We start from the raw sequence: 20,008 nt of genomic DNA, 5'->3' as shown, positions 1-20,008 counted from the left end.
GGCCTACGGGTCGACCGCCATACGAGCGGCGTCCGACCCGCGCGCCCGTCGGCCGCGGACGTCAGGTCGGCCGTGACCACCACCGCTCACCCTCCCCTAGGTGAATCAACGGTTGAGGCCCCGGCGTCGGTGTCCAATGAAACAACTCTATATCCGCGCGCACCGACAACCGGGCCCGGATGCGGGAAGTTCCCCGTAGGGAATCATCGAACGTTCTGCGCAGGACCGGTCAGGCCGCCGCCGCCAGCTTTCGTCGCCGCTTGGGCGGACGGGGAGCCTTCACCGTGGTCGTTGCCTGAAGGTCCCGCTGAGCGAGTAGCAGCGGAGCGAGGTGCTCGGCGATGGCCCGTCCCAGCCCGACGGGCACGGCGTTACCGATCTGCCGTGCGATGTCGCTCCTGCTTCCACACCATTGGAAAGACTCCGGGAAGCCCTGCAGTCTGGCCGCTTCCAGGTGTGTGATGGGCCGATGCAGCCAAGGGTGCAGGTAACGACCCTTCTCCGGTTTGAAGAACTCCGTACGGATGGTGACCGACGGCTTGTCGCGGTGCAGTCGCCCCATGACGTCGGCGGAACCGCTCTTGTGCTTCTTCCAACAAGGCGCAAGCAACTCGAAGGGGATGTCGAACCGGTTTCCCCCCTCGGGAATGGAACGATAGCGCGACATCGAGATCGGCTTTATGCCGTTTCGGCGTAGATGAAGCTCGTCCATGCGGAACGGGCCGGCGATCTTACGCCCGTTAGCGGACACCTCGCGGGTGGGTAGATCGGAGGAGAGCTTGCGCAGCACGAGGTCGGAAATCGTCTGCCATACGGTGCGTTCGGGCCCGGCAGCCGGAGTCGGGATGAGCGCGGCCTGTAGTTCCATGTCCGTCAGGTCATCGATTAGACGCGCCGAGTCCACGGCGGATCGTAGATCCTTTCGGATTCCGACGACAATCGCGCGAAAGCGTCGTTGCGGCACACCATAATCAGCAGCGTTTAGAAGATCATCATAGATGAAGTATTCGGAGAGAGCCCCCCCATCCCGAACTTCTCTGCGCAAGAGTTCGAATTCGGGAGAATTCCTGAAGGCGTCGACATTCTCCATAACGAAAGCCATCGGCCGGACGGTTGAAACCACATCCAGATAATGGCGCCAAAGCTGGTTGCGCGCATCGTTCGGATCTTGGTTTCCAAGCCTCGAAAACCCCTGGCAGGGCGGACCGCCCAACACGATGTCGGCTTCCGGGAGTCCTCCGGGCCTGTCGACCCAGTCCGCGATGTCCCCTTGGTGGATATGCGCCCCGAACTTCTCGGTGAAGTTCACCGCGTACGTAGCCGCCGCTGCCCGATCGAGCTCGACGGCTGCGACGGGCCGGTACACCGGACGGCCGCCGCACTTCGCGTCGACGAAGCCCTGCGTCAGCCCACCGCAGCCGGCGAAGAGGTCGATCGTCCTCAGCGGAGGGAGACCGGGCTCCCCCGTCTCCATTTCGGAGGCGTCGACTTCATTGTGTGGTTGGCGCATTGGCGCACTGTAGCCGGCCACCAGGCCGGAAGGCAATCTCCCGACTTTACAGCTCAACAGCGTTTCGCGCCGGCCCCCAATCAGGTCCATTTCGGACTGCTCGATCAGGTCATGCAGCCATTTAAGCTGAAGGAGTGGACCTTGGGCACCCTTCACGCGGATCATCGGACGGCCCCGCGAGCCGACGGCGCACCTCTGCCTACCGCCCGCCCTCCCGCGCTTGGCGCCCCAGGGCCGGCATGACGAGGACTGATCGCAAACGTGAACAGGATCGGGCTGCCGGAGGTCACGCCAAGCGGTTCGTGAGCGACGAGTCCGGCGTCAAAGTACCCGCCACCGTCGTCCTGACCGAGTCTCGAAGGACGGGGCACGTCGTCGCCAGACTCGAATGGGCGGTCGCAGGACGCAGACGCCGATACTCCCTCGGCGCAGTGGACCACCCCACCCGGAGTGCCAACCTTCGTGCCGCTTGGCTCCTGGCCGAAGAAGCCGGGCTCCTGGTGGAGGAGGAGATAGGGAACTCCTGGGCCTCGTCGAGCGGTACCCGAGCGTCGATGCGTTCCAATCGGGCACGCGACACCAAGCCCGAGCTCAGGCTCCGCTCCTCTCTGCATCGGGAAGGGCTGCGCTTCAGGGTGAACGCTAGGCCGGTGGCCACGTTGCGCCGAACCGCGGATGTCCTTTTCACCAAGCACAAGGTGGCGGTGTTCGTGGACGGCTGTTACTGGCACGGGTGCTCCACTCACCGGTCGATCCCATCGACGAACAGGGACTTCTGGGTGTCGAAGATCGAAGGCAACAAGAGCCGTGACAGAGAGACGGACCGCCTCCTGGTGGAACACGGCTGGTTCGTGGTCCGAGTCTGGGAGCACACGCCGATCGACGATGCGGCCGCCCTCGTACGACTCGGACTGGAGGAGTCCAAAGAAGAGCGCACCGCCCGTGTGCTCAGAGCGGACGGCCGTTGAGTAGATCGTCCAGGGCGTCCACCTCCCTTCGCAGTACGATCCGCCCGTCTCCGTCGCTGTAGGCGAGGAGCCGGGCGCCGGGGGCCAGGCCGGCCTCGACGAGAATCCCCATGGGAAGTTCTACGGACCCGTCCTCACGCACCAGGGCCTCAGCCGGTTCTCGGATCATGCCGCCAGGATCGCACGCCGCTCCCACCCCCGTTGTTCCTCCTGGGGCGGCAGGCGCATCCAGAGTGACCAGACCCCGTAGTCGCTCTGCACGGGTTCGCAAACCGCAACGAGCCACTACGGCCCGTCCCACGTTGCGCGTCACAGGACGGCCGCCACATCAACTTGGCTGTCGGACCTCCGCCAGAACATCGTCCAAGAGTCCCCTCACATCGCTTCCGCCCAGCACCAGCTGTCGATCGAGCAGCCGGTTTCCGGTTTCGCAGGAGGTCTCGCTCACCAGGGAGCAACCGTGGCAGGCCGAGAGGTTCAGCTGCGAGGCTCCCTGCCGATCGCTCTCGATGCAGACCGGGTCGTTGGAACAGATATCCGCGTCGTCCAGAGCGGCCACCAGGAGCGGGATCAACTTCTCGGGGGCCCCGAGTCTGACGAGGCCGCCGAGGGTCCCCTGAGCGTCCCCCGCCGCGGTGTAGATCAAGATCCCAGCGGTCTTGTCCGTACGGTCGGAGTTAGCGTAGATCCGCTCCTGCAGCGCGGCGGATGCATAACCGCTTGCGAACGCCAGTCGCCGGATAAGCAGGTGCGCCAGCGTGTGCAGGGCGATGTACCTGGGTTCCGGCATGTCGAGGCGGCCGGCCCAGGGAGAGTCGGCCCTGCGTTCCTTGAGGATGCCGGCGCGTGCCTCCACCTCCGGTTGCGCCTCCCACTCGGCGAGCTTCCGCTCGTCGAACCGCAGGAAGATCCCCTCCCCGAACAGCTCGATCGCCGGGTAGGTGGGCCAACGCCGCTGGTCCGAGCCCAGATCAACGCTGATCATCGCCGCTTCTGCGTCATGACGCCGGAATCCTCGTAGAGCACGGACCTCACGGACCCTGCGCACCTGCCCGATGCCGCTGATCTTGCCGAGCAGACTCTGCGGCCCTGTGACGCCTCCGAGGCTTCGTCCGTCTACGACGAAGTCGCTTCCCGAACCGTCGCGTCCACCGTCCAGCTTCTTCAGGAACGCCGCCCACTCACCATCCTTGAGATCGAGCAGCATCTCGTCCGGTGCGGTCTCCTCCCCCGCCGCCACGGCGAGGACGGTTTCCGACGTAACTCCGAGATCGTCGGCGATCCACTCCGCCACCTGCTCCGACAGGGGCCCGCCGTTGTCCGTCACCACCTTCTCGAAGAACACGTGCCCGCGGATCTTGTCGGCCGCCTCCGCGGACTGCGGACGTTCCTCGGGTATGTCGAGAGCCGAGATCCTCTCGGCGATGTAGTTGCCCGTGGCACCGCGCTGAACGGCGACCAGCTCGTACGGGCAGGGCTTCTTGACGGAGTCCTCCGGCTCCCAGGGTTGCCGCCCCGCGCAACGGATCCCGTCCCGGTGCAGAGCCCCCTTCGTCACGAGTTCCGCGAGCCTGCGCTCGTTTCCGCATCCATAGCACTTCACCACCAACGCCGCGAGACCTTCGCCACGGGTAGCCAGCTTGTGGAACCTGAGCGCCTTGTAATCGCGGCAGAAACGGACCGCTTCGCTCAGGCTCGCCCCGCGCCCACGATGCGCCCACTTGAACCAGTTGACGTCCTGGGCGTGGCTGCCCTTCTCACAGACGGCGATGTAGCGCATCGGTACGAGGGCGCCGCCACACTCACAGGCGTTACTCCACTTACCTTTCTTTTTCCCGGTCAGCTTCGAGAGCTTGTCGCAGCGTTCGCAGAACCGCCAAGCGGGAAAGCGCCAGTAGGGCAACGCGGGAGTGTCCTTGCCGGCGCGACCCGCGTGTTCCGGCGGTTGCCTGAGGACGCCGGCACCGAGGCGCGCCATCAGACGCTCACAGCTGATCTCATGGGCGAATCTCTTGTCCCACCAGGACGTGTCCGGCGCCATGAGCGACTCACCCCGGACGTCGACGATCGCTCCCACACCGAACGGCGAGATCGTCTCGGAGAGGCGCAGGTCATGCCTGATCTTCTCCACGGTGCACCTCCTCCTGCGGCTCCTGGACCTCGACCGCCACGTTTGGCTCCACAGACCTCATCGAGTCTCCGACGAGCCACCCTTCTCCGGGCTGACCGAACCTCTTCAACAGAGCTGCTTGATCCTTCTTCGTGCGCTGGTAGTACAGCGGCTCGTCCGCCTCGCGTGCCTGTGCCGCCCGCCGGTCCCAATCCCTCAGAAGGCTGCTCACCGCAGAGCGCGTCTCCTCCGCTTCGAGACCGTCGGCGCGCGTCACGTAACCGAGAAACCCGTCGACGAGTCGGTCGACCGCTTCGCGGATCTTGTCGTCCCCGAGGTCGAGCCGACCCGCGGCGTCGTTCGGGGCGAGCGCGCTGAACGACTGCCTCAACAGCGCCACGAGTGCGCCGGCGAGCGAGCGGTTGCGCGAGGCCAACGACCACGGCGTGACACTCGTGGGCTCTACGCTCCGGTAAAGAGCCTCGTGATAACCGCGGAAGGTCTCGAAGTGCGATCGGTCGCGGGCCCTGCTCGACCGGAACAGCGTGACGACGACGCCTTGCGTGTCTCCACGCCCGACACGGCTGGTGGCCTGGATGTACTCGGCCGTGGTCTTCGGCTGCCCCACCATGAGCATCAGCGCGAGCCTCGGAATGTCGATGCCCACGGAGAGCATGTTCGACGAGAGGACCACGTCCACGGCGTCCGACGACTCGTCGACCCCGATCCGGAGCGCACGGAGGTCGTTCGGCAGCTCCTCCGCTGCGCGGCGACTCGTCAGTTCGAGGACCTTTCCGGCCCTGACGGGACGCAGCGGGAAACCGAGCCTTTCGGCACGAGGCTCCAGACGGCCGTTGACGTCGTCGACGACCAGCGTTCCGGTACGCCCGAGCTCGCGGAGGCTGTTGTGGTACATGACCAGTGTCCAGTACGCGTCCCGTGGCGCGGCGGACGGAGCGCGGGCGGCGAGTGCCTCCGGCATCTCCACCATGGGGGTGACGGCGGCGATGACGGCCGACGGCTGCGAGACCGACTGCGGCATCAAACCGACGTAGAGACGCCCTTCTCCGCTCTCGACGGGGCGGGAAAAGAACGTCCGGCCGTCGTCGAGCCCCGACGGCGGGTACAGGGCGACTTTTCGTCCGTAGAGCCCTCCCACCTGTTCCTCGGACGCGCGGATGGTGGCCGTCGAAGCCACGATCTTGGGGCTGACCCCCGACCGGCTCAGCAGGAGCTGGATCACCGCGTCGAAAACGGCGACGGTGGTCCCGAGCGGCCCCGAGAGCAGGTGCAACTCATCCTGAATGATCACGGACGGTTGCTTGAAAATGGTCCCGAGACCGAGCAGCCTCCCGGCTTCCGGCTTGAACTGCAGACGTGCGAACTTGTCGACGGTGGCCAGCAGGATCGTGGGCGGTTCCTCGTACAGCACCTCGTCGACGACCGCGAGCGGAAGTCCGTCGGTGAACTCGCACGACTCGTCGACGCAATGGAGTACGACGTCCGGTCCCACCAGACGCATGCCGTAGTCATGCGGCTTGTCGCTCCTGAGCTTCGGCACCATCGGCGTCAAACACCACGGGCAGCTCTCGACCTGGAACTCGTTCGCCTCTTCCGGACGCGCGGCCTTCTGAAGACGCTTGAGCGCGTCACGCGCCTCTCCACGCGTACCGGGGGTGACCTCGTTGCCGACCCACAGACCGATCGAGAAAGGCACCATCCCCTTCGCCCGGCCCTCCGTGGCCCGCAACCTCTCCATCGCACAGACCAATGCCGCGGCCCGCTGGAATTGCTGAGCGGTCAGGAGTCGTAGCGTATAGCGGGTGATGACGGCGGTTCCCCCACCGGCCGTACCGTGGTCGAGCCGTCGGCGGAAGACCTCGATCGCGGCGAGACCCAGGTATGCCTCGGTCTTACCACCACCGGTCGGAAACCAGATGAGATCGACGAGTCCCCGGTCCTCGTGCCTCTCGTCAACGGTGGAAGCCAGCGAGACTAGCAGGAAGCCGAGTTGGAACGGCCGCCACTCCGGTTCCCGCACCTGGTCCTCCGGCTCCCCACGGTTGATCGCCCCCTGCCGCATCTGAAGGCGCATGGCGGCCATGCCGAGTGAGAATGCCGTTCGGAGATGTTGCTGTTCCGGTGACCGGAGGAGGTCGACGCCCTTCTTCATCCTGCCGACCGTGTTCTCCGAACGTTCGGCGATACGGACGGCCACGGCTTTGTCGTCGCCGAACGCTTCCGCCCGTTCCATCTGCCGGGAAGCCCAGCCGGCGAACGCCTCGACGAAGGCGTCCAACGATTGCAGTACCGCTCCGGGGTCCTCGTCGATCTGCTGGAGGTGCCTCAGCTCCAAGGCCCCGGCTTCGGCCGTCCCCTCGTCGAACCCCGTGGTCTCGAAGGCGGGCACCACGAACGCCGGGACCGGTTCGAGGAAGATCCGTGTGCAACGGCCAGCCGTGAACTCCCAGTCCGCGGCCATTCCGTGCCCGACCGCGTAGACCTTTCGGTTGCGGTACCGCAGACGGAGCTCGGCGGCTTCCGGATCGACGTCGAACGAACGCGTCGTGTCGTACTCCAGGATCTCTGCACCAGCGGGCGGAGTGACGGCCAGACGGACCTGGAACAGCATCCCGGGGATGTCGAGACGGTCGTCACCCGTGGACTCGGTCAGAACCCGTACATGGACGGTGACCAACGAGTTTCCCCCGAAGACGCGCCAGCGCGATCCGACCTCGACCGAAACACCACCCACGGACAGGCGCTCGATCTTCTTCTCCCGCCGGAGCTCGATGACGCCGGCGGAGAACGGAGTACGCCGCCATCCGGGTGGCCCGTCCCCGTCGACGACGGCGTACGTGCCGCACGAGAAGTCGACGTCGACGGAATCGCCGTCGGTGACGAAGGAGATCGCGACGGACGAGGGCCTCCAGTCCTCTGCCAGGGGGACCCCGGCGCCGCTCTCCTCCACCTCGCCGTCCGGGACGTCGGCGGAAACGTCTTCGTCCGTGTCTCCGCCGCCGTGAGTCCCTCGATTTCCGGCCTCGACCGGGAACAGCATGCCGACGGCGTACTGCCGGTGAGGCAGGTTCGTCGTGACCTCGTCATCGCCCGCCTCGGGCCCTACGTAGGACTCTCGAAGGTGTTCCAGGGCCTTCTTCTGAGCCACGGTGAGGTTCACTTGCAGACCTGCTTTCGAAGAAGAGCCTGGAGCCGCTTCTTATCCTCTTTGGACGCGATCACGTGGAGCGTGACCCGCGCCCTCGTGACTGCCACGTAGAAGGCGGCCAGGCCCCGATCGTCGTACTCACGGGGCAGGCCGCAGACGATGACGTGCTCTGCTTCCAGCCCCTTGGCGAACCGCGGGTTCGTCACGAGGAACCCGGCCTCGCTTCTATAAGGCTCGGCGCTCTCGGAGACGTTGATGATCCAGATGTCTTGACGACGGGCGCCGTCCGCGACGAGGTCCCGGGCCACGGATTCCGCAGCGTCGACGTCGGCCGTCCCATCGGACCACCGCCACTCCACTCGGTCACCGTGGACGATGCCCGGGTCTCCGACGTCGGCACCCAGGTATTCCTGCACGACGTGGACGATCGCCCGGGTGTTGCGGACGTTCCGGTCCAGGTCGTACTGGAGCGCCTCCTGCTGGACCAGCTCACAGACATCCGGGTCGAATTCGCCGTCGACGCGTGCCTGGTTGTTCGGATCCAGGAACATCCTCCACCGACCGCCCTCGCGACCTCCGCGGATCACGGAGTCCAGTGCGTCCATACCCTCGGCGTTCATAAGGTCCTGCGCCTCGTCGACGAAGACGACGTCGTACTGCTTGTCACCTGACAAGTCCGCGAACGGAAGAAGATCGATGTCTCTGCCCTCGATCCGCGGGCCGAAGAAGTCGACGAGAGCGGGTGAGTGGAAGGTGATGAGAACCGACTTTCCCTCGCCCGCCTCCTGCTTCGCGCCTTCCACCAACACCAGGGACTTTCCGGTGCCCGCACCGCCGAAGACGAGCATCCTCGGGTTTCGGGAGAGCGCGGCCAGGACCCGTGCCTGCCCCTCGGTCGCCCGGTTCTGCTCCTCCAGGACGGCGCCCCGCTGTGCATCCATGACGGGCATCCGCGTGAACTCGCCGAAGAGGCGTGCCCGCAGGGTCTCGGACCGAGCGATCCTGACTCCGAAGGGTGCGGTCCTGGCCTCACCGGCGACCTTTTCGAAGGCTTCCGTCATCGCCGCGGTGGTCATCTGGTCCCTAGCCCACCAGTGGCTCCCCTTCCACTCGACCGCGGCCGGAGGCGCGTCGATGTCGGGGGTGAGGGCGACGGCCTCGGTCGCGAACCAACCGACGCCTTCCTCCTGAAGGATGTCCCGCAACGCGTACATCGCCGACTGCGCCTGGTCCATCGGGGACTCGCGCAGCTTCTTCCAGTCACCGTGGCGGTCGATGGAGTACCAGACGCCGTCGTACTTCCTGACGCCCCCGCCCTTGACCTCGACGATGACGACGACACCGTCCCAGAGCACGACGAAGTCGGCTTCCCCCTGCTGCTTGACCGCATGACTCCGCAGCTTCACCGAGTGGAAGGCGACCGCCCCGTGGGGCCCGTCAATAGCCCGCAGCAGTCGCGCCACCCGCCGTTCGGCGTTGCTGGTGGTCGTCGTCTCGACGTCGGCGAGATCCGGTACCAGGATCATGCTCCCTGCTTTCGCCAGAGGTCTTCGTAGGCGCGGTATCCGAGGAAATCGTTTACCGCCCCGAAGTTGTCGGCGACGTCCACGATGAGGCACTCCGGTTTGCCGCCGTTCGCGGGGCCGCGCAGTCCGCGGCCGGCCATCTGGATGTACGCGCTGGGGCTGAACGTCGGCCTCGCGATGTACAAGGCCCGGACACCGGGTGCGTCGAAGCCCTGGATCAACAGATCGCAGTTGGCCAGGACCCGGATCTCCCCCTTCTTGAACTTCTCGATTACGTCACGGCGTGCCTGCCGTCCGGTCTGGCCGCTGACCGCCTCGGCCGCGACCTGCCGGTAACGAAGCGTGGCGGCGAGGACCTGGGCGGACAGGACGTTCGGAGTGAACACGAGGATCGGCCATTCCGGGTCCCTGCGAAGAATGTCCTCCACGAGGATCCGCATGCGGGCCTGGTCCCGCCCGATGCGGTCGAGAACCTTGGCCTCGAGTTTGCGCCAGGACTGCACCTGCTCGAGTTCGTCCGGCTTCAGTGCGACGTCCACGCCCTTCAGCACCTCGTGTCGAACCCGCGCGAGGACGCCCCTCTTCGACAGCTCCTCGTAGGCGTTGCCTCCGAAGGCACTCATGATGTGGTGGCCGAAGCGGGCCGCCAGCTCCTCCGTCGGCTTGGTGACGACGTCGCTCTTCCCCTTGAACGGGGTGGCCGAGACGCCCACCAGAGGCCGCTCCCAGCTACGGCCGTCGACTCCGAGCCACCTGAGGATCTTCGTGTACATCTTCGATCCGCCCGCCCGGTGGGCCTCGTCGATGAACACCGCGGACGCGCGACTGAGCCACTCGTACTCGGGGGTGTCGGCGACCCTGTCGAGCTTGGCGTCGGTGGCCACGACCACGCTGAACTCGGTATCGGGCTCGTGGACCACGTTGGAGTTCCAAAGCCTGCCGATGGTCAACGGACGCTCGTCGCCGAGCCATCGCCAGACGGTCTCGAACGTCTGCACCGCCTGCTCGCAGAGCTCCTCCGACTGCGCGATCCAGATCACGGTTCCGCTCACGTCGCCGTCGACGAAGAGCCGCAGCACGGTTTCGGTGGCGACGCGAGTTTTTCCGGCTCCCGTCGGAAGTTCCACCATGCCCTTGCGTGCGCGCCCGTCCGCTTCCCGGGACGTCAGAACCTCCTTCAGCTCCCGGCTGATCTCCTTCTGGAAATCGTGCAGAGGGTTGAGCCTCACGGCACCGGGCACGACGAACTCCTCGTCCTGGTGCCGACCGCGGCGTCCGGCATACTGCGTGCCGAATCCCATCTTCCGGAGCCAGGCGACGGTCGACGCTCCCCCCGCCCACGCCGTGGGAACGTCCGTGTACCCCTCGACGCTGAATTGATCTTTGAGGAATCTGATCGAGTCGCTGCCGTAGACCGTCAGGAAGAGCTCCGCAACGGACGTGGAGTCGTCCACCAGGCCCTGCCCTTCGAGTGCCTGCCAGAGCCCCTTCGGCAGGCACTCCTTCAGCGTGTCGTCGCCGAAGAAGATCTCCAGGCGCTCCGCATCACCGGTTGCGGCACGGGCGGCTTGCCGCTGTTCCTCCAGACGTTGGTCTGCACGTGCTCGGAGGATGTCGCTCAGCTCGGCGTTCGACAGACGCAGGTCGAACGCGCCGTTGACGATCTGCAGAACGCGCTCTTCGTCGAGGTCGGCATGGACCACAAGAGTCAGCCCCTCGAGATGCCACTCGAGCGTCTGGTCCTCGACGCCGTCCTCGGTGGTCACGCGCTTCGTGATCTGGACGGCCTTCGCCACGGTCGCGTTCACGACCTTGTCCTCGACGAACGTCGAACGCAGCCCGGCGTACAAGTCGATGACGCGCTCCTCGCCCTGCCGGCCGTCGACCAGCAGCGAGAAGGAGAAGCTGTCCTCGAACCGACGACATCCGACCTCCTCGACGAGCAGCTCCGCTTCGTCGGGGTCCGCCTTGAGGTACGGCTTCTGCCTCATGCTGAGGAACGCGCGTTCTTCTTCAGTCGTCGCCAAGTACACCGCGTCGGGCCGCCTCGCCTCGATGACGCGTCCAACCCTGGCGGGGATGAGTGCCGGACGCCCGTCCGGGAATGCGGTCCTGCTGGCAGTGAGAACGAACCCCGTCAGGGCCCCGTTCTTGATCGGCTTGAGGACCTCCGATCGGAGCGCTTCGCGCATGACTTCCGCCGGAACCTCGTCCAGTCCCTTCGGCAGTGCCAGGACGTCTTCGACGTGGCGCGGTCCGCGGAAGAGAGGCAGCAGAGCCTCGTACTCGACGAGCGACGCGGAGACTACGTGACCGGGTGCCCGGTACCCGCGGCTCGACTTCAGCAGGCCAGCCTGGTCCACCGCCCATCGCACGGGGGAAGCGACTCGGTGGGCGAGCCCCGTGTCGACGTCCGTGCAGAGCCAGTGACCCGTCTCGTCGAGCCGGAGCAGCCTCTCCGTCCAGTGTTCGCGGATGCCCTCGGGCGCCTCCGCCTCCTTCAGCATCAGGAGCGCCGAGAACGGACCCGGACCGTCGCCCCTATCGAACTCGACCTCTTCGACGGGGCGCTCTCCGGGCCCCAGCCTCCGGTTCAGCTCGTCCAGGACGTACTGGCAGTAGTCGTCGAAATGGACCTCCTCTTCGACCGAGTACGAAGCCACAGGTTCTGTGATGACGCCTGCTGCATGGGCGATCTGGGGAACGCACTTCGTCCTGTCCAACACTCGGTCGGCAATGCCGTCACCGAGGCCGTCGATGTCCAGTACGTACTCGGGCGACGCCCAGCCGCCGTCGCGTGTCGGAACCTTGAGGGAACCTGCCTTGTTGCCCGCCACGAGCTTCTGCGCCTGCGCTATGGGCACGTCGACGGCCGCGTCCCAGAATTTCGGAAGCTCGTCGTCCTCCGACTCCGGCGACAGCTTGGCCATCCTGGCCTCGAACTTCGCGAGCGGATCCAGGTCCCGGAAGCCCCTGTCACCGAGCTTCTTCTCGACGCCGGGAACGGCTAGAAAATTCGGATCGACGAAGCACGATCCCTCGACCTCGATGCCCTCCACGCGATGGAGGAAGACCTGACCGCGATCCTTGACGGACTTCATGCCGCCAGTCGTGGGTATGACCTTCGCGGAGCCGATGCCGTCGACTCTGGGATTCCGCAGCACGAAGTCGAGCGCTCTCGCGGCAGAGGCCGCGTCGGCCCCCTCCGCCCACTCGCGCAGCCACGACAGGACGCCTCTCTTGGGTACCTTCTCCAGCGCCTTCGCCTCATCCCTCGGCCGCGAGTCGACGAAGGCGGAGGAGACACTGCATACGTAAAGCGTCCGCAGACGCGTCATACGCTGATTGTTGGCGTAGCAACGCCAGTGCGGCACATCGCCGCTGGTGTGGGGAGACTTGATCCACTCTTCGTGGTCGCGCTCGGACGCCTCGCTGACGCGGAAGTCGAGAGGACGGAGCTCCGGCGGCGTGCGCAGTACACCTGCAGCATCGGGGATCAGAGCCCTCTCGCATCCGAGCTGCGGGATATGAACGCAGAGGATCTCATCGCCGAACGAGTGGGTCTCGCGACCACGTGCAGGCATGTAGTCCAAGTGCGCTGCAGGATCGTCGAAGGACGAAACCTTCGGCAACATGTCGAGGAACATCCCGGAGAGAGTCACGAGGATCTCCCGGTTGTACGTGTTCGCGAGCAGCGTGGTGCGGTCGTCGTTGACGCTCCAAGGGGCGTTAAAGAGGGCGGATGCCGACGTCCTGTCCTGGAGCGGGAAATACGACCAGAACCCGCCCGTCTTCAGTTGGGCGAACCGTGCCGGCATGGCGACCGTGACCTTCATCCGGTCACGCGACACCGCTTCACCGACCTCGGTCCGAGCCTCGGGGCTGGGTGCGTGCATCCGATTCTCGACGTACCACTCCTCGTGGTCACCGTCGGGACGCTCGATGCGGAACCTACCGTCACCGAGGTCACACGACACGTGGCTCGTCACGAAGTCGGCGTCGGCGCCGACGACCCGGAGCCGGACCTCGCGCACCGAGTTGACGAAGAGGAGGAACTCGGAGCGGAACTCCTCGATCTCCCTCCGGAGGTTCTCCAACCTCGACGCATGCGGCAGTCTGACGATCGTCACCGCCCAGTCCGCCAGCTCGGCCAGGATCGGGTCCTCGGCGAACTCGACGTCGGCATCGATCCGCGTCAGGGTCCTTAGGACCGGCAGCCTCTTGGATGCGGGGGCGATCGCCGCGAGGGCCGTCTTCGCCTTGGGGGAGTTGAACTCGAAGGCGATCGACCGGCTGAACACCTGCGGAGCGTCGGTGACCGCGAGCACAGACTTGAACCCGAGTCCGAACCGCCCGATCTCATCGCCTCTCTTACCGCTGAGGTGCGCGTGCGCGAGCGTGGTCAGGCCGCTACGCGAAAACGGACGCCCGGCGTTCGCGCAGTACAAGGTCTGGCGATCGAGGTCGAGGACGATCTCGACCCGCCCGGCCCCCTCCTCGTGCTCGGCGGCTCCCGACATCGCGTCGGCCGCGTTCTGCACCAGCTCCAGTAGCGTGCGGTTCGAGTAACCGCCGACTCGGATGGACTCCTCCTGATTGGCATGCTCCGCGATCAGGTGCGAGTTCGCACGATACGAGTTGGTCGCCCGCTCGAAGAGGTCGTCGACCTCGCGAACCAGACGCTCGTCGGGAATCCAACCGGCTCGATTCGTCGCCACGCCTACACCGCCCCCGCTGCCGACACAGCAACGCACCATTGCCAAAGCCGCACTTGCATGGCTCCTGAAACGTCGATCACCATGTTCACCGGCGATGTGTCACAAACCACACCACCGACCTGCCACGGACTGTAGACGCATCCACTGACAGACCGACCGGTTATTACCAGATAGGTCGTCGAAGCAGGAGGATAGAAACCTACGCCAAACCTTCACAAGTTGTAAGGCGCAGGCACGTCACGGGTCGGTGTCGACGGGTCACTCAGCGAGAGCCGAGACGACACCGACTCGGTGGCACAGGAGGATGGGCCAAGTGAACGGGAACGTCGCCCGGTTGCCGGCGTGCTGGTCCTCGCCCGAGCTGGGGTAGGAGACGCTGTGGGAGCCGTTTGGGAGCCGACCCGCTCCCCAGGCCCGTTCCATACGGCGTGAGACCAAGCGAGACCACCCACCTGACCAGGGCAAACAGGATTCATGCTGGCAGGGGTGGTAGCCGAACCTCATTCGGGACGAAGAGGTCGTGGGTTCAAATCCCGCCACCCCGACTGGTAAAGCCGCAGATCAGGGCCGGTCTTCCACTCAGGAAGACCGGCCCTGAGGCGTTCCCGGGGACTCCGGGAGAAAATCGGGAGAAGAACTTGGGCGCCCCGCTGTGACTCTGCGTCTCAGCGGGGGGTTCAGCGCCACGGCAGCGTCCCTGTCAGGGAGTGGGACCGGCCAGGCTTGGCGCGTGGCCCCCGCCTCACCCCGCGTGGCCACGGTCTTCGAAGAGCGACCAGCCTTCTGTCTCTTGGATCAAGGGCTCGTCGGGCCGCCGGCCCTTCGTGAGAGCTTCGTCCAGCAAGGCCCTGGATATGCCGGGCTCGTGCAGGTTCAGGAATCCGCCCTCTGCGGTGCCGGCTGTTTTTGGAGGGCTCAGCTGCCGCCAGGAATGAGTCTGCCTTCCCATCGGCAGCCGGTCGCCGATCACCCGATGCCTCCTGGGACCCCTGCGCTTCCCGGGATGGAGAGCCGCAACGATGCGTCTGTGCGCCTCTTCCTGCGCCGACGTCGGCTGACGGACCGTCGAAAACATGGCAGATCCGGAGCAGAACGCGGTGTGTGCGGGTGCCTGTGGCGATGAATTCCCGATCGAGGCGATGACTGAGCTCGACGGCGGCATGTACCAGTGCGACGAATGCATGGGTTCGGTGATCCTGCGGGGATCGTTGGACGAGGTGGTGCCGCGCGAGAAGGACTCGCTGACGCGGCCGGCAGGAGATCTGGATGAGGCGATGCACCGTGGCAGCAGCGCCGCGTAGGCGCACTCAGGTGTGTGTCCTGACGCGGGGCGGCAGCGGCGTCAAGAAGGGTTCGGTGGGCTGCTCGTTGAGCGTCTTGCTCGGCCGAGAGATCCTCGATGCTCGCGGCAGGACAACCGTGTCGCGGGTGACGACTGCCGTCGCCTGTTACCTGCCTTTGCCATTCGGCCGTAGTGCTCTCGCTGACCGCCGCGGATTCCGACGTAGTACCCGGCGGGCGCCCCTACAGGTCGTCCGCCGGACGGATCGCGTACTGCAGGGTGGGCGGATGGTCGATAGGAAGGTGAGGCCACCGTGCCCGCAGGACCTGCCCTGAGGGGGTGAACAGGCCGTCAGGGAGATTCGACAGAGGGGTCCATGCCCAGTTCTCATAGGGCTCACCCGGCTGTGCCGTCGGCTCCCCTCGGAACTCTCTTACGAGGGCAGCGGCGGTGAGGCGAGCGACGCCCCGGTTGTCGTCCACCAGCAACGCGAACACGTCGACATCGTCCAATTCGGTGTGCAGCCCAGTTTCCTCCAGGAGCTCCCGCGCTGCCGCGCGCTCCAAGGCCTCCCCAGGTTCGGCTTTACCGCCGGGGAGGTCAAAGGTGCCGTTGCGGTGACGGCCGAGCAGAACGTGCTCCTCACCCTCGATGACCGACAGCACGATGACGCCAACACCCAGGAGAGCGTGGGGCGGTGGCGGCTCGGGGTTGCGCGGGCGGGTGGTGACGCGACCGCTCATGTGATGCTCCTTGGGAAGACGGACGAACCGGCCCCGTGCTGCAGCGCCGGCGTCAGCCGTCGGGGTTGATGGTGGTGGCTCAGCGGTTCCGCCCTGCCACCCGCCCCGGTGGGTGAGACCCCAGAACCCGATGTCCTCGCCCCGCCGAACAGTGCGCACGGCGAACGCAGGTCCCGAACGCGGACTCCGTTCCCTCAGGATGGCGCCTGACGGGGGCCGACGGGCAAGAACTTCGCTCCAGGACGGCGGCGCCACCGCCGGCATCCTCGGCACGCTCGTCACCGTCGCCCTCGTGACCGACCAGTGGCACGCCGCTCGTGGCCACGCCATCCGCCGGAGAGACCGCCGCCACCTGCGCGCCGACCACGCAGGCTGCCGCCGCCAGGACCGTCACCGCCATGCGCCGCGCGGGCAGCGCCCGCCACCGCCATGCGCCGGCTCAGCGCTCTGCCGCGACTGCGCTTCCCCTGTCCAGTCAGACGCCGAGGCGAAGGAGGTGATCCCCCCGACGCGTAGCCATCGGAGCGGCTGAGGGGAGCGAGCCAGTACCTGTCAGCCGCCGCTCTTACGTCGGAACGACCGCTGGCTCGCAGCCGGGCCGCGCCCACCGCGCACCTTGGACCCGTCGCCGTTCGCCGCTTGGGTCGCGACCTCCGCCTGCGTGCCGCGCTTACGCGCAAGGGCCTCACGGAACTTGGCCTTCAAGTCGTACTGACCGTTCTCGTCGGGCGCCAGGGCAGGGCCCTCGGCGCCGGCCTGCTCGGAACCTTCTTGGGAGGGAGACGCTTCAGTCATGGTGTCCTTCGGAATTCCGGCAGTGGGAAGCACAGCTTGTCATGCGGGACCCCCCGTCGGGGGGTGCCCCCGAACGGCGTGGCAACCGGTCTGCGGCCGGGGCCCCTTGATAGGTGCTGTTACGAGCGGGGTGATGCGACCTCCATGGGGTGAGCACCCCCGTAACGGGACGTGATGGCCAAGCAGGGGCGATGACCGTCTACCTGGTCATTGAGAGCTGTCGCGCCCCGCGCCGGCCCGCAATGACGAGAGCACCAAGCGTCCGTATCGAGTACTGAGCCCGGCGGCGGTCACGGCGACGGAGAGGGCCAGCGCCACGAGTAGGTGGGTGACCGATTCGTCGCCGAGGACTTGGAGGATGCCAAGGGCGGTCCCCACGGGCAGGCCAAGGATCGTGAGGACGCCGAGAGCTCCGCTGATCTGCTGACTCTCCTGTGTCTGGACGAGGCGGCTGTTGTCCGCAGCCTCTGCCAGGATTTCGGCGAACCGGACAGGCAGCCGGTGCTGGGCCTGGAACGCGATCAGCAGTTCATTCGCCGGCCCGTGCGCCGTCAGGTGCTGGCGCCAATAGGTGCTGCGGAAGCGAGCGATGTTCCGTTCCAGGGCAGCCACTCTTCTGGCCAGCCGTGTGTCGTCGAATACCTCGGAGAGTTCGTCCGTGAGCTCGTCGATGTGGTCGCGCTGCAGCGAGCCGAGCAAGAGTGCGTCGAGGTAGACGGAACGGGCGTGCAGCTCACCGAACTCGTAGAAGTCGCCCTCCCCGGTGTCGGGACGGTGCCCGAGGAAGGCAGCTCCGTGTCGTAGGACGAGGGCACTCCAGTCGGAGGAGATCCTTACGATGTGCCGGAACTCGTCCGCTGCGATCTCGGGGGCCAGGGGGAAGTCCGCCGGGGTCGAACGTGAGGCCAGCTGCCAAAGCCATGCGTCGGCTGACAGCTCCACGTGTGACCTGGGATCCGTGCGCAAGGCGGGCGTGTGCTCGGCTTCGGGGGTGAGGAAGGCGATCGTGTACGGGCGAGCGAGGGCGAACGTGCCGTTTCCGGTTTGGACGTCGGCCGTGTCGCCAAGCAACCGGTCGGGTGCAAGAGGACCAGCAAGAGGTTCAGCCTCAGCGCCAGGCCGGCGGCCGATCGCTCGCAGCACGGGAAGCAGCGGCCTCGTCACGGTGAAGTGCAGCACCGCCAAGGCGTGATTGTGGTACCGGGCCGTTGCGGTGCGCAGTAACTCCATGCCATGCAGATGGAGTCCCTCGTGATCGACTTCCATAGGCCGAAACCATCGGCAAGGGCGCCCCGGTGACCCGTACAGAACCCTGGCCGCGGCGGGCGAGAAGTAGGTCGACCGCGTGGCTGTATCAGTCCGTCTGCTGCCGAGCTGGAAAGGAAAGGGGCCCTCCTCCCACTCCGGGGCACGCGTCAGGGTCACCGGAAACACGACGGTGAGGGTCTGCCTCGCTCCGGTGACGCCTTCTAGGCCGTCCGTCACTGGTAGTACTCGACCGGATCGGGTTGGTCGAGGCGGATGACGAACTCGGCGCGGTCCGGGCGCTGCGCGTTCACGTAGAAGCGGACGCGTTCGCCGGTCCGGATCGTCCGGAAGCCTTCGGTCACGATGTGGGTGTAGTCGAAGGTGTAGTAGCTGCGGTCCACCTCGTCCTGAACGATGAAGGCGCCCATCGAACCGGTCAGCCCACCGCCGCTGGGCCGCCTGTCGACGATGACCCCGTGCCGTGCGTCGTTCATGAGACTCTCCCCTCCACGAGATCGATGTCCTGCACGCACCGGAAGCCCACAGCGTTGCTTCCGCCCCGCTTGCGGTGGACGCCCTTGCTGCTCACCTGCACGGCGCGCAAGGGGTTGTCGTAACTACCGCCGCAGAGCACGGCCTCGCCCGGGTCGGTGAGGCTGGTTGACGTCCATTCCCACACGGTGCCGGCCATACCGCCAGGCGTGGCGGTCCGGCCTCCTGCGGCGCCTGCCGGGATGTCTGCTGGAAGGTCGTGCCTCACCCGCTCACCCCCCCATCCACCTGTCCCCGTCGGCTCACCCGCCCAGCTGTTCGGCGATGTTGCTGAGTTCGCGGACGCGCGGGTGGTTGGGGCCGTGTGTGCCGCGGTAGCCCTCGATCGCGTCGCGCAGCAGGGGGACCGCCTCGGCGTTGTGGCCCTGGTTGGCTTTCATCGCCGCCAGGTCGACCTGGACCCCGAGGGTCGCGACGTGCCGATGGCCGTATGCCCGCCGGTAGTCCTGGAGCAGCTCGGTGATCAGCGTGTCCGCCTCGGTGACGTGGCCGAGCCGGTTCAGGACGACGGCGCGGTTGTGCCGGGCGATCAAGGTGTCCGGGTGCCGGTGGCCGAGGAGCCGCGACCGGGCGTCGACCAGTTCCTGGTACATCGTCAGGGCCTCGTCGTGCCGTTGCTGGTGGATGAGCACGGCCGCGAGGTTGTGCCGTACGGTCAGTGCCACGTCACTGTCGGCATCGGCGTCAGCCAGCATCGCGCGGTACATGCGCTCGGCCTCCGCGAGCCGTTCGGGCGAGCCGCGCAGTGCTCCCGCCAGGGTGTTCCTGCTGCTCAGCGTGTCCGGATGGGCGGCGCCGCGGGTGCGGACCCGGCGGGCCACAGTGTCACGCATCAGTCCTTCCGCCTCCTCGCGGCGTCCGAGGTCGATGAGGACCTTCCCCAGGTTCGAGGCGATGGACAGGGTCTCGTCGTCGTCCTGGCCGCGCAGCCGCTCCCACCCGGACAGCGCCTCCCGCAACCGCTGCTCGGCGAGGGCGAGATGGCCGCCCTCCTGAAGCAGCCGGGTGAGGTCGTTGAGCGCCAGGAGCTTGTTCTCCTCGTCCTCCGCGCGCGCGGTGACCAGCCAGTCCAGGAGTTCGATGGCGTCGTTGCGCCGGTCGGGCAGTCCGCCGAGGGCCACCGCGTACTGGTGCAGTGCGTGCAGTGTCTCCGGGTGGTGCAGCCCGAGTTCCTCGCGCGCGTTCTCGAACTGTGCTCCCAGGGCGAATTCCTGGGTGACCTTCACGTTGATGTCTATCAGTGGCACGCCGCCGGGCTGCTTGGTCACCTTGATGTCCGCGCTGCCGAAGTCTCCGACGTAGTGGTCGGTGACTTCCGGCTGCTTGTCCGTCTTCTTCTTGCTCCAGAACGCCACAGCACCAGCTTGGGTGCACTGCCGCGCCCGTG

General features: G+C 66.5%; 14 protein-coding genes. 2 read left to right on the top strand and 12 right to left on the bottom strand.

The genetic code is table 11. The features are described from left to right. Positions 1 to 229: 229 nt before the first annotated feature. Positions 230 to 1,675 carry a DNA cytosine methyltransferase gene (locus tag OG310_RS19290; protein ID WP_329457126.1) on the bottom strand — a complete coding sequence of 482 codons (1,446 nt, stop codon included), beginning with the start codon at positions 1,673 to 1,675 and terminating at the stop codon, positions 230 to 232. A gap of 137 nt (positions 1,676 to 1,812) precedes the next feature. Between OG310_RS19290 and OG310_RS19285 the strand changes: the two genes are divergently transcribed. Continuing rightward, positions 1,813 to 2,478, top strand: a complete 666-nt coding sequence (locus OG310_RS19285) for a very short patch repair endonuclease (protein WP_233520741.1) — start codon at positions 1,813 to 1,815, stop codon at positions 2,476 to 2,478. Here the strand turns inward: OG310_RS19285 and OG310_RS19280 are convergent. The 5 genes from OG310_RS19280 to OG310_RS19260 all read right to left on the bottom strand — a co-directional run bounded on the left by OG310_RS19280 (position 2,459) and on the right by OG310_RS19260 (position 14,001). Beyond that, a complete protein-coding gene (locus OG310_RS19280) occupies positions 2,459 to 2,647 on the bottom strand; it encodes a hypothetical protein (RefSeq protein WP_032767136.1) in 189 nt (62 codons plus the stop codon). The genes OG310_RS19285 and OG310_RS19280 overlap by 20 nt on opposite strands. A 159-nt stretch (positions 2,648 to 2,806) precedes the next feature. Then, positions 2,807 to 4,609, bottom strand: coding sequence for a DUF1998 domain-containing protein (locus tag OG310_RS19275; protein ID WP_329457125.1), 1,803 nt, complete (start codon positions 4,607 to 4,609; stop codon positions 2,807 to 2,809). Beyond that, positions 4,590 to 7,769: a helicase-related protein gene (locus tag OG310_RS19270; RefSeq protein WP_329457124.1), complete on the bottom strand. Its 3,180-nt coding sequence runs from the start codon at positions 7,767 to 7,769 to the stop codon at positions 4,590 to 4,592. The genes OG310_RS19275 and OG310_RS19270 overlap by 20 nt, the downstream gene beginning before the upstream one ends. Next, positions 7,766 to 9,283 carry a nuclease-related domain-containing DEAD/DEAH box helicase gene (locus tag OG310_RS19265; RefSeq protein WP_329457123.1) on the bottom strand — a complete coding sequence of 506 codons (1,518 nt, stop codon included), beginning with the start codon at positions 9,281 to 9,283 and terminating at the stop codon, positions 7,766 to 7,768. The genes OG310_RS19270 and OG310_RS19265 overlap by 4 nt, the downstream gene beginning before the upstream one ends. Continuing rightward, positions 9,280 to 14,001 carry a DEAD/DEAH box helicase gene (locus OG310_RS19260; RefSeq protein ID WP_329457122.1) on the bottom strand — a complete coding sequence of 1,574 codons (4,722 nt, stop codon included), beginning with the start codon at positions 13,999 to 14,001 and terminating at the stop codon, positions 9,280 to 9,282. The genes OG310_RS19265 and OG310_RS19260 overlap by 4 nt, the downstream gene beginning before the upstream one ends. A gap of 1,073 nt (positions 14,002 to 15,074) precedes the next feature. On the opposite strand from OG310_RS19260, the gene OG310_RS19255 reads away from it, so the two are divergent. Next, positions 15,075 to 15,302 carry a hypothetical protein gene (locus OG310_RS19255; protein WP_329457121.1) on the top strand — a complete coding sequence of 76 codons (228 nt, stop codon included), beginning with the start codon at positions 15,075 to 15,077 and terminating at the stop codon, positions 15,300 to 15,302. Positions 15,303 to 15,525: 223 nt separating this feature from the next. Here the strand turns inward: OG310_RS19255 and OG310_RS19250 are convergent, their stop codons facing one another. The 6 genes from OG310_RS19250 to OG310_RS19225 form a co-directional block, all read right to left on the bottom strand. Further along, entirely contained in the window at positions 15,526 to 16,026 is a 501-nt protein-coding gene (locus OG310_RS19250; protein ID WP_329457120.1) for an NUDIX domain-containing protein, read from the bottom strand. 552 nt (positions 16,027 to 16,578) lie between these two features. Next, on the bottom strand, positions 16,579 to 16,821 hold the full coding sequence (locus tag OG310_RS19245) for a DUF5302 domain-containing protein (protein ID WP_329457119.1): 243 nt from the start codon (positions 16,819 to 16,821) through the stop codon (positions 16,579 to 16,581). A gap of 207 nt (positions 16,822 to 17,028) precedes the next feature. Further along, entirely contained in the window at positions 17,029 to 18,087 is a 1,059-nt protein-coding gene (locus OG310_RS19240) for a hypothetical protein (RefSeq protein ID WP_329457118.1), read from the bottom strand. A gap of 215 nt (positions 18,088 to 18,302) precedes the next feature. Next, positions 18,303 to 18,563 carry a hypothetical protein gene (locus OG310_RS19235; RefSeq protein ID WP_329457117.1) on the bottom strand — a complete coding sequence of 87 codons (261 nt, stop codon included), beginning with the start codon at positions 18,561 to 18,563 and terminating at the stop codon, positions 18,303 to 18,305. After that, on the bottom strand, positions 18,560 to 18,748 hold the full coding sequence (locus OG310_RS19230; RefSeq protein WP_329457116.1) for a hypothetical protein: 189 nt from the start codon (positions 18,746 to 18,748) through the stop codon (positions 18,560 to 18,562). Before OG310_RS19230 ends, OG310_RS19235 begins: the two co-directional genes overlap by 4 nt. Positions 18,749 to 18,863: 115 nt before the next feature. Beyond that, positions 18,864 to 19,976, bottom strand: coding sequence for a tetratricopeptide repeat protein (locus tag OG310_RS19225; protein WP_329457115.1), 1,113 nt, complete (start codon positions 19,974 to 19,976; stop codon positions 18,864 to 18,866). Positions 19,977 to 20,008 lie beyond the last annotated feature (32 nt).

It is taken from the genome of Streptomyces sp. NBC_01497 (genome assembly GCF_036250695.1).
Lineage (GTDB): Bacteria > Actinomycetota > Actinomycetes > Streptomycetales > Streptomycetaceae > Streptomyces.
The sequence above is the reverse complement of the archived record's forward strand: the minus strand, read 5'-3'. Positions and strand labels throughout refer to the sequence as shown.

Bases quoted from the DNA above. Each gene is read 5' to 3' on its own strand.
- OG310_RS19290 (WP_329457126.1), bottom strand. From the start codon at position 1,675: ATGATCCGCGTGAAGGGTGCCCAAGGTCCACTCCTTCAGCTTAAATGG.
- OG310_RS19280 (WP_032767136.1), bottom strand. From the start codon at position 2,647: ATGATCCGAGAACCGGCTGAGGCCCTGGTGCGTGAGGACGGGTCCGTA.
- OG310_RS19265 (WP_329457123.1), bottom strand. From the start codon at position 9,283: ATGATCCTGGTACCGGATCTCGCCGACGTCGAGACGACGACCACCAGC.
- OG310_RS19255 (WP_329457121.1), top strand. From the start codon at position 15,075: ATGGCAGATCCGGAGCAGAACGCGGTGTGTGCGGGTGCCTGTGGCGAT.
- OG310_RS19250 (WP_329457120.1), bottom strand. From the start codon at position 16,026: ATGAGCGGTCGCGTCACCACCCGCCCGCGCAACCCCGAGCCGCCACCG.
- OG310_RS19245 (WP_329457119.1), bottom strand. From the start codon at position 16,821: ATGACTGAAGCGTCTCCCTCCCAAGAAGGTTCCGAGCAGGCCGGCGCC.
- OG310_RS19240 (WP_329457118.1), bottom strand. From the start codon at position 18,087: ATGGAAGTCGATCACGAGGGACTCCATCTGCATGGCATGGAGTTACTG.
- OG310_RS19235 (WP_329457117.1), bottom strand. From the start codon at position 18,563: ATGAACGACGCACGGCACGGGGTCATCGTCGACAGGCGGCCCAGCGGC.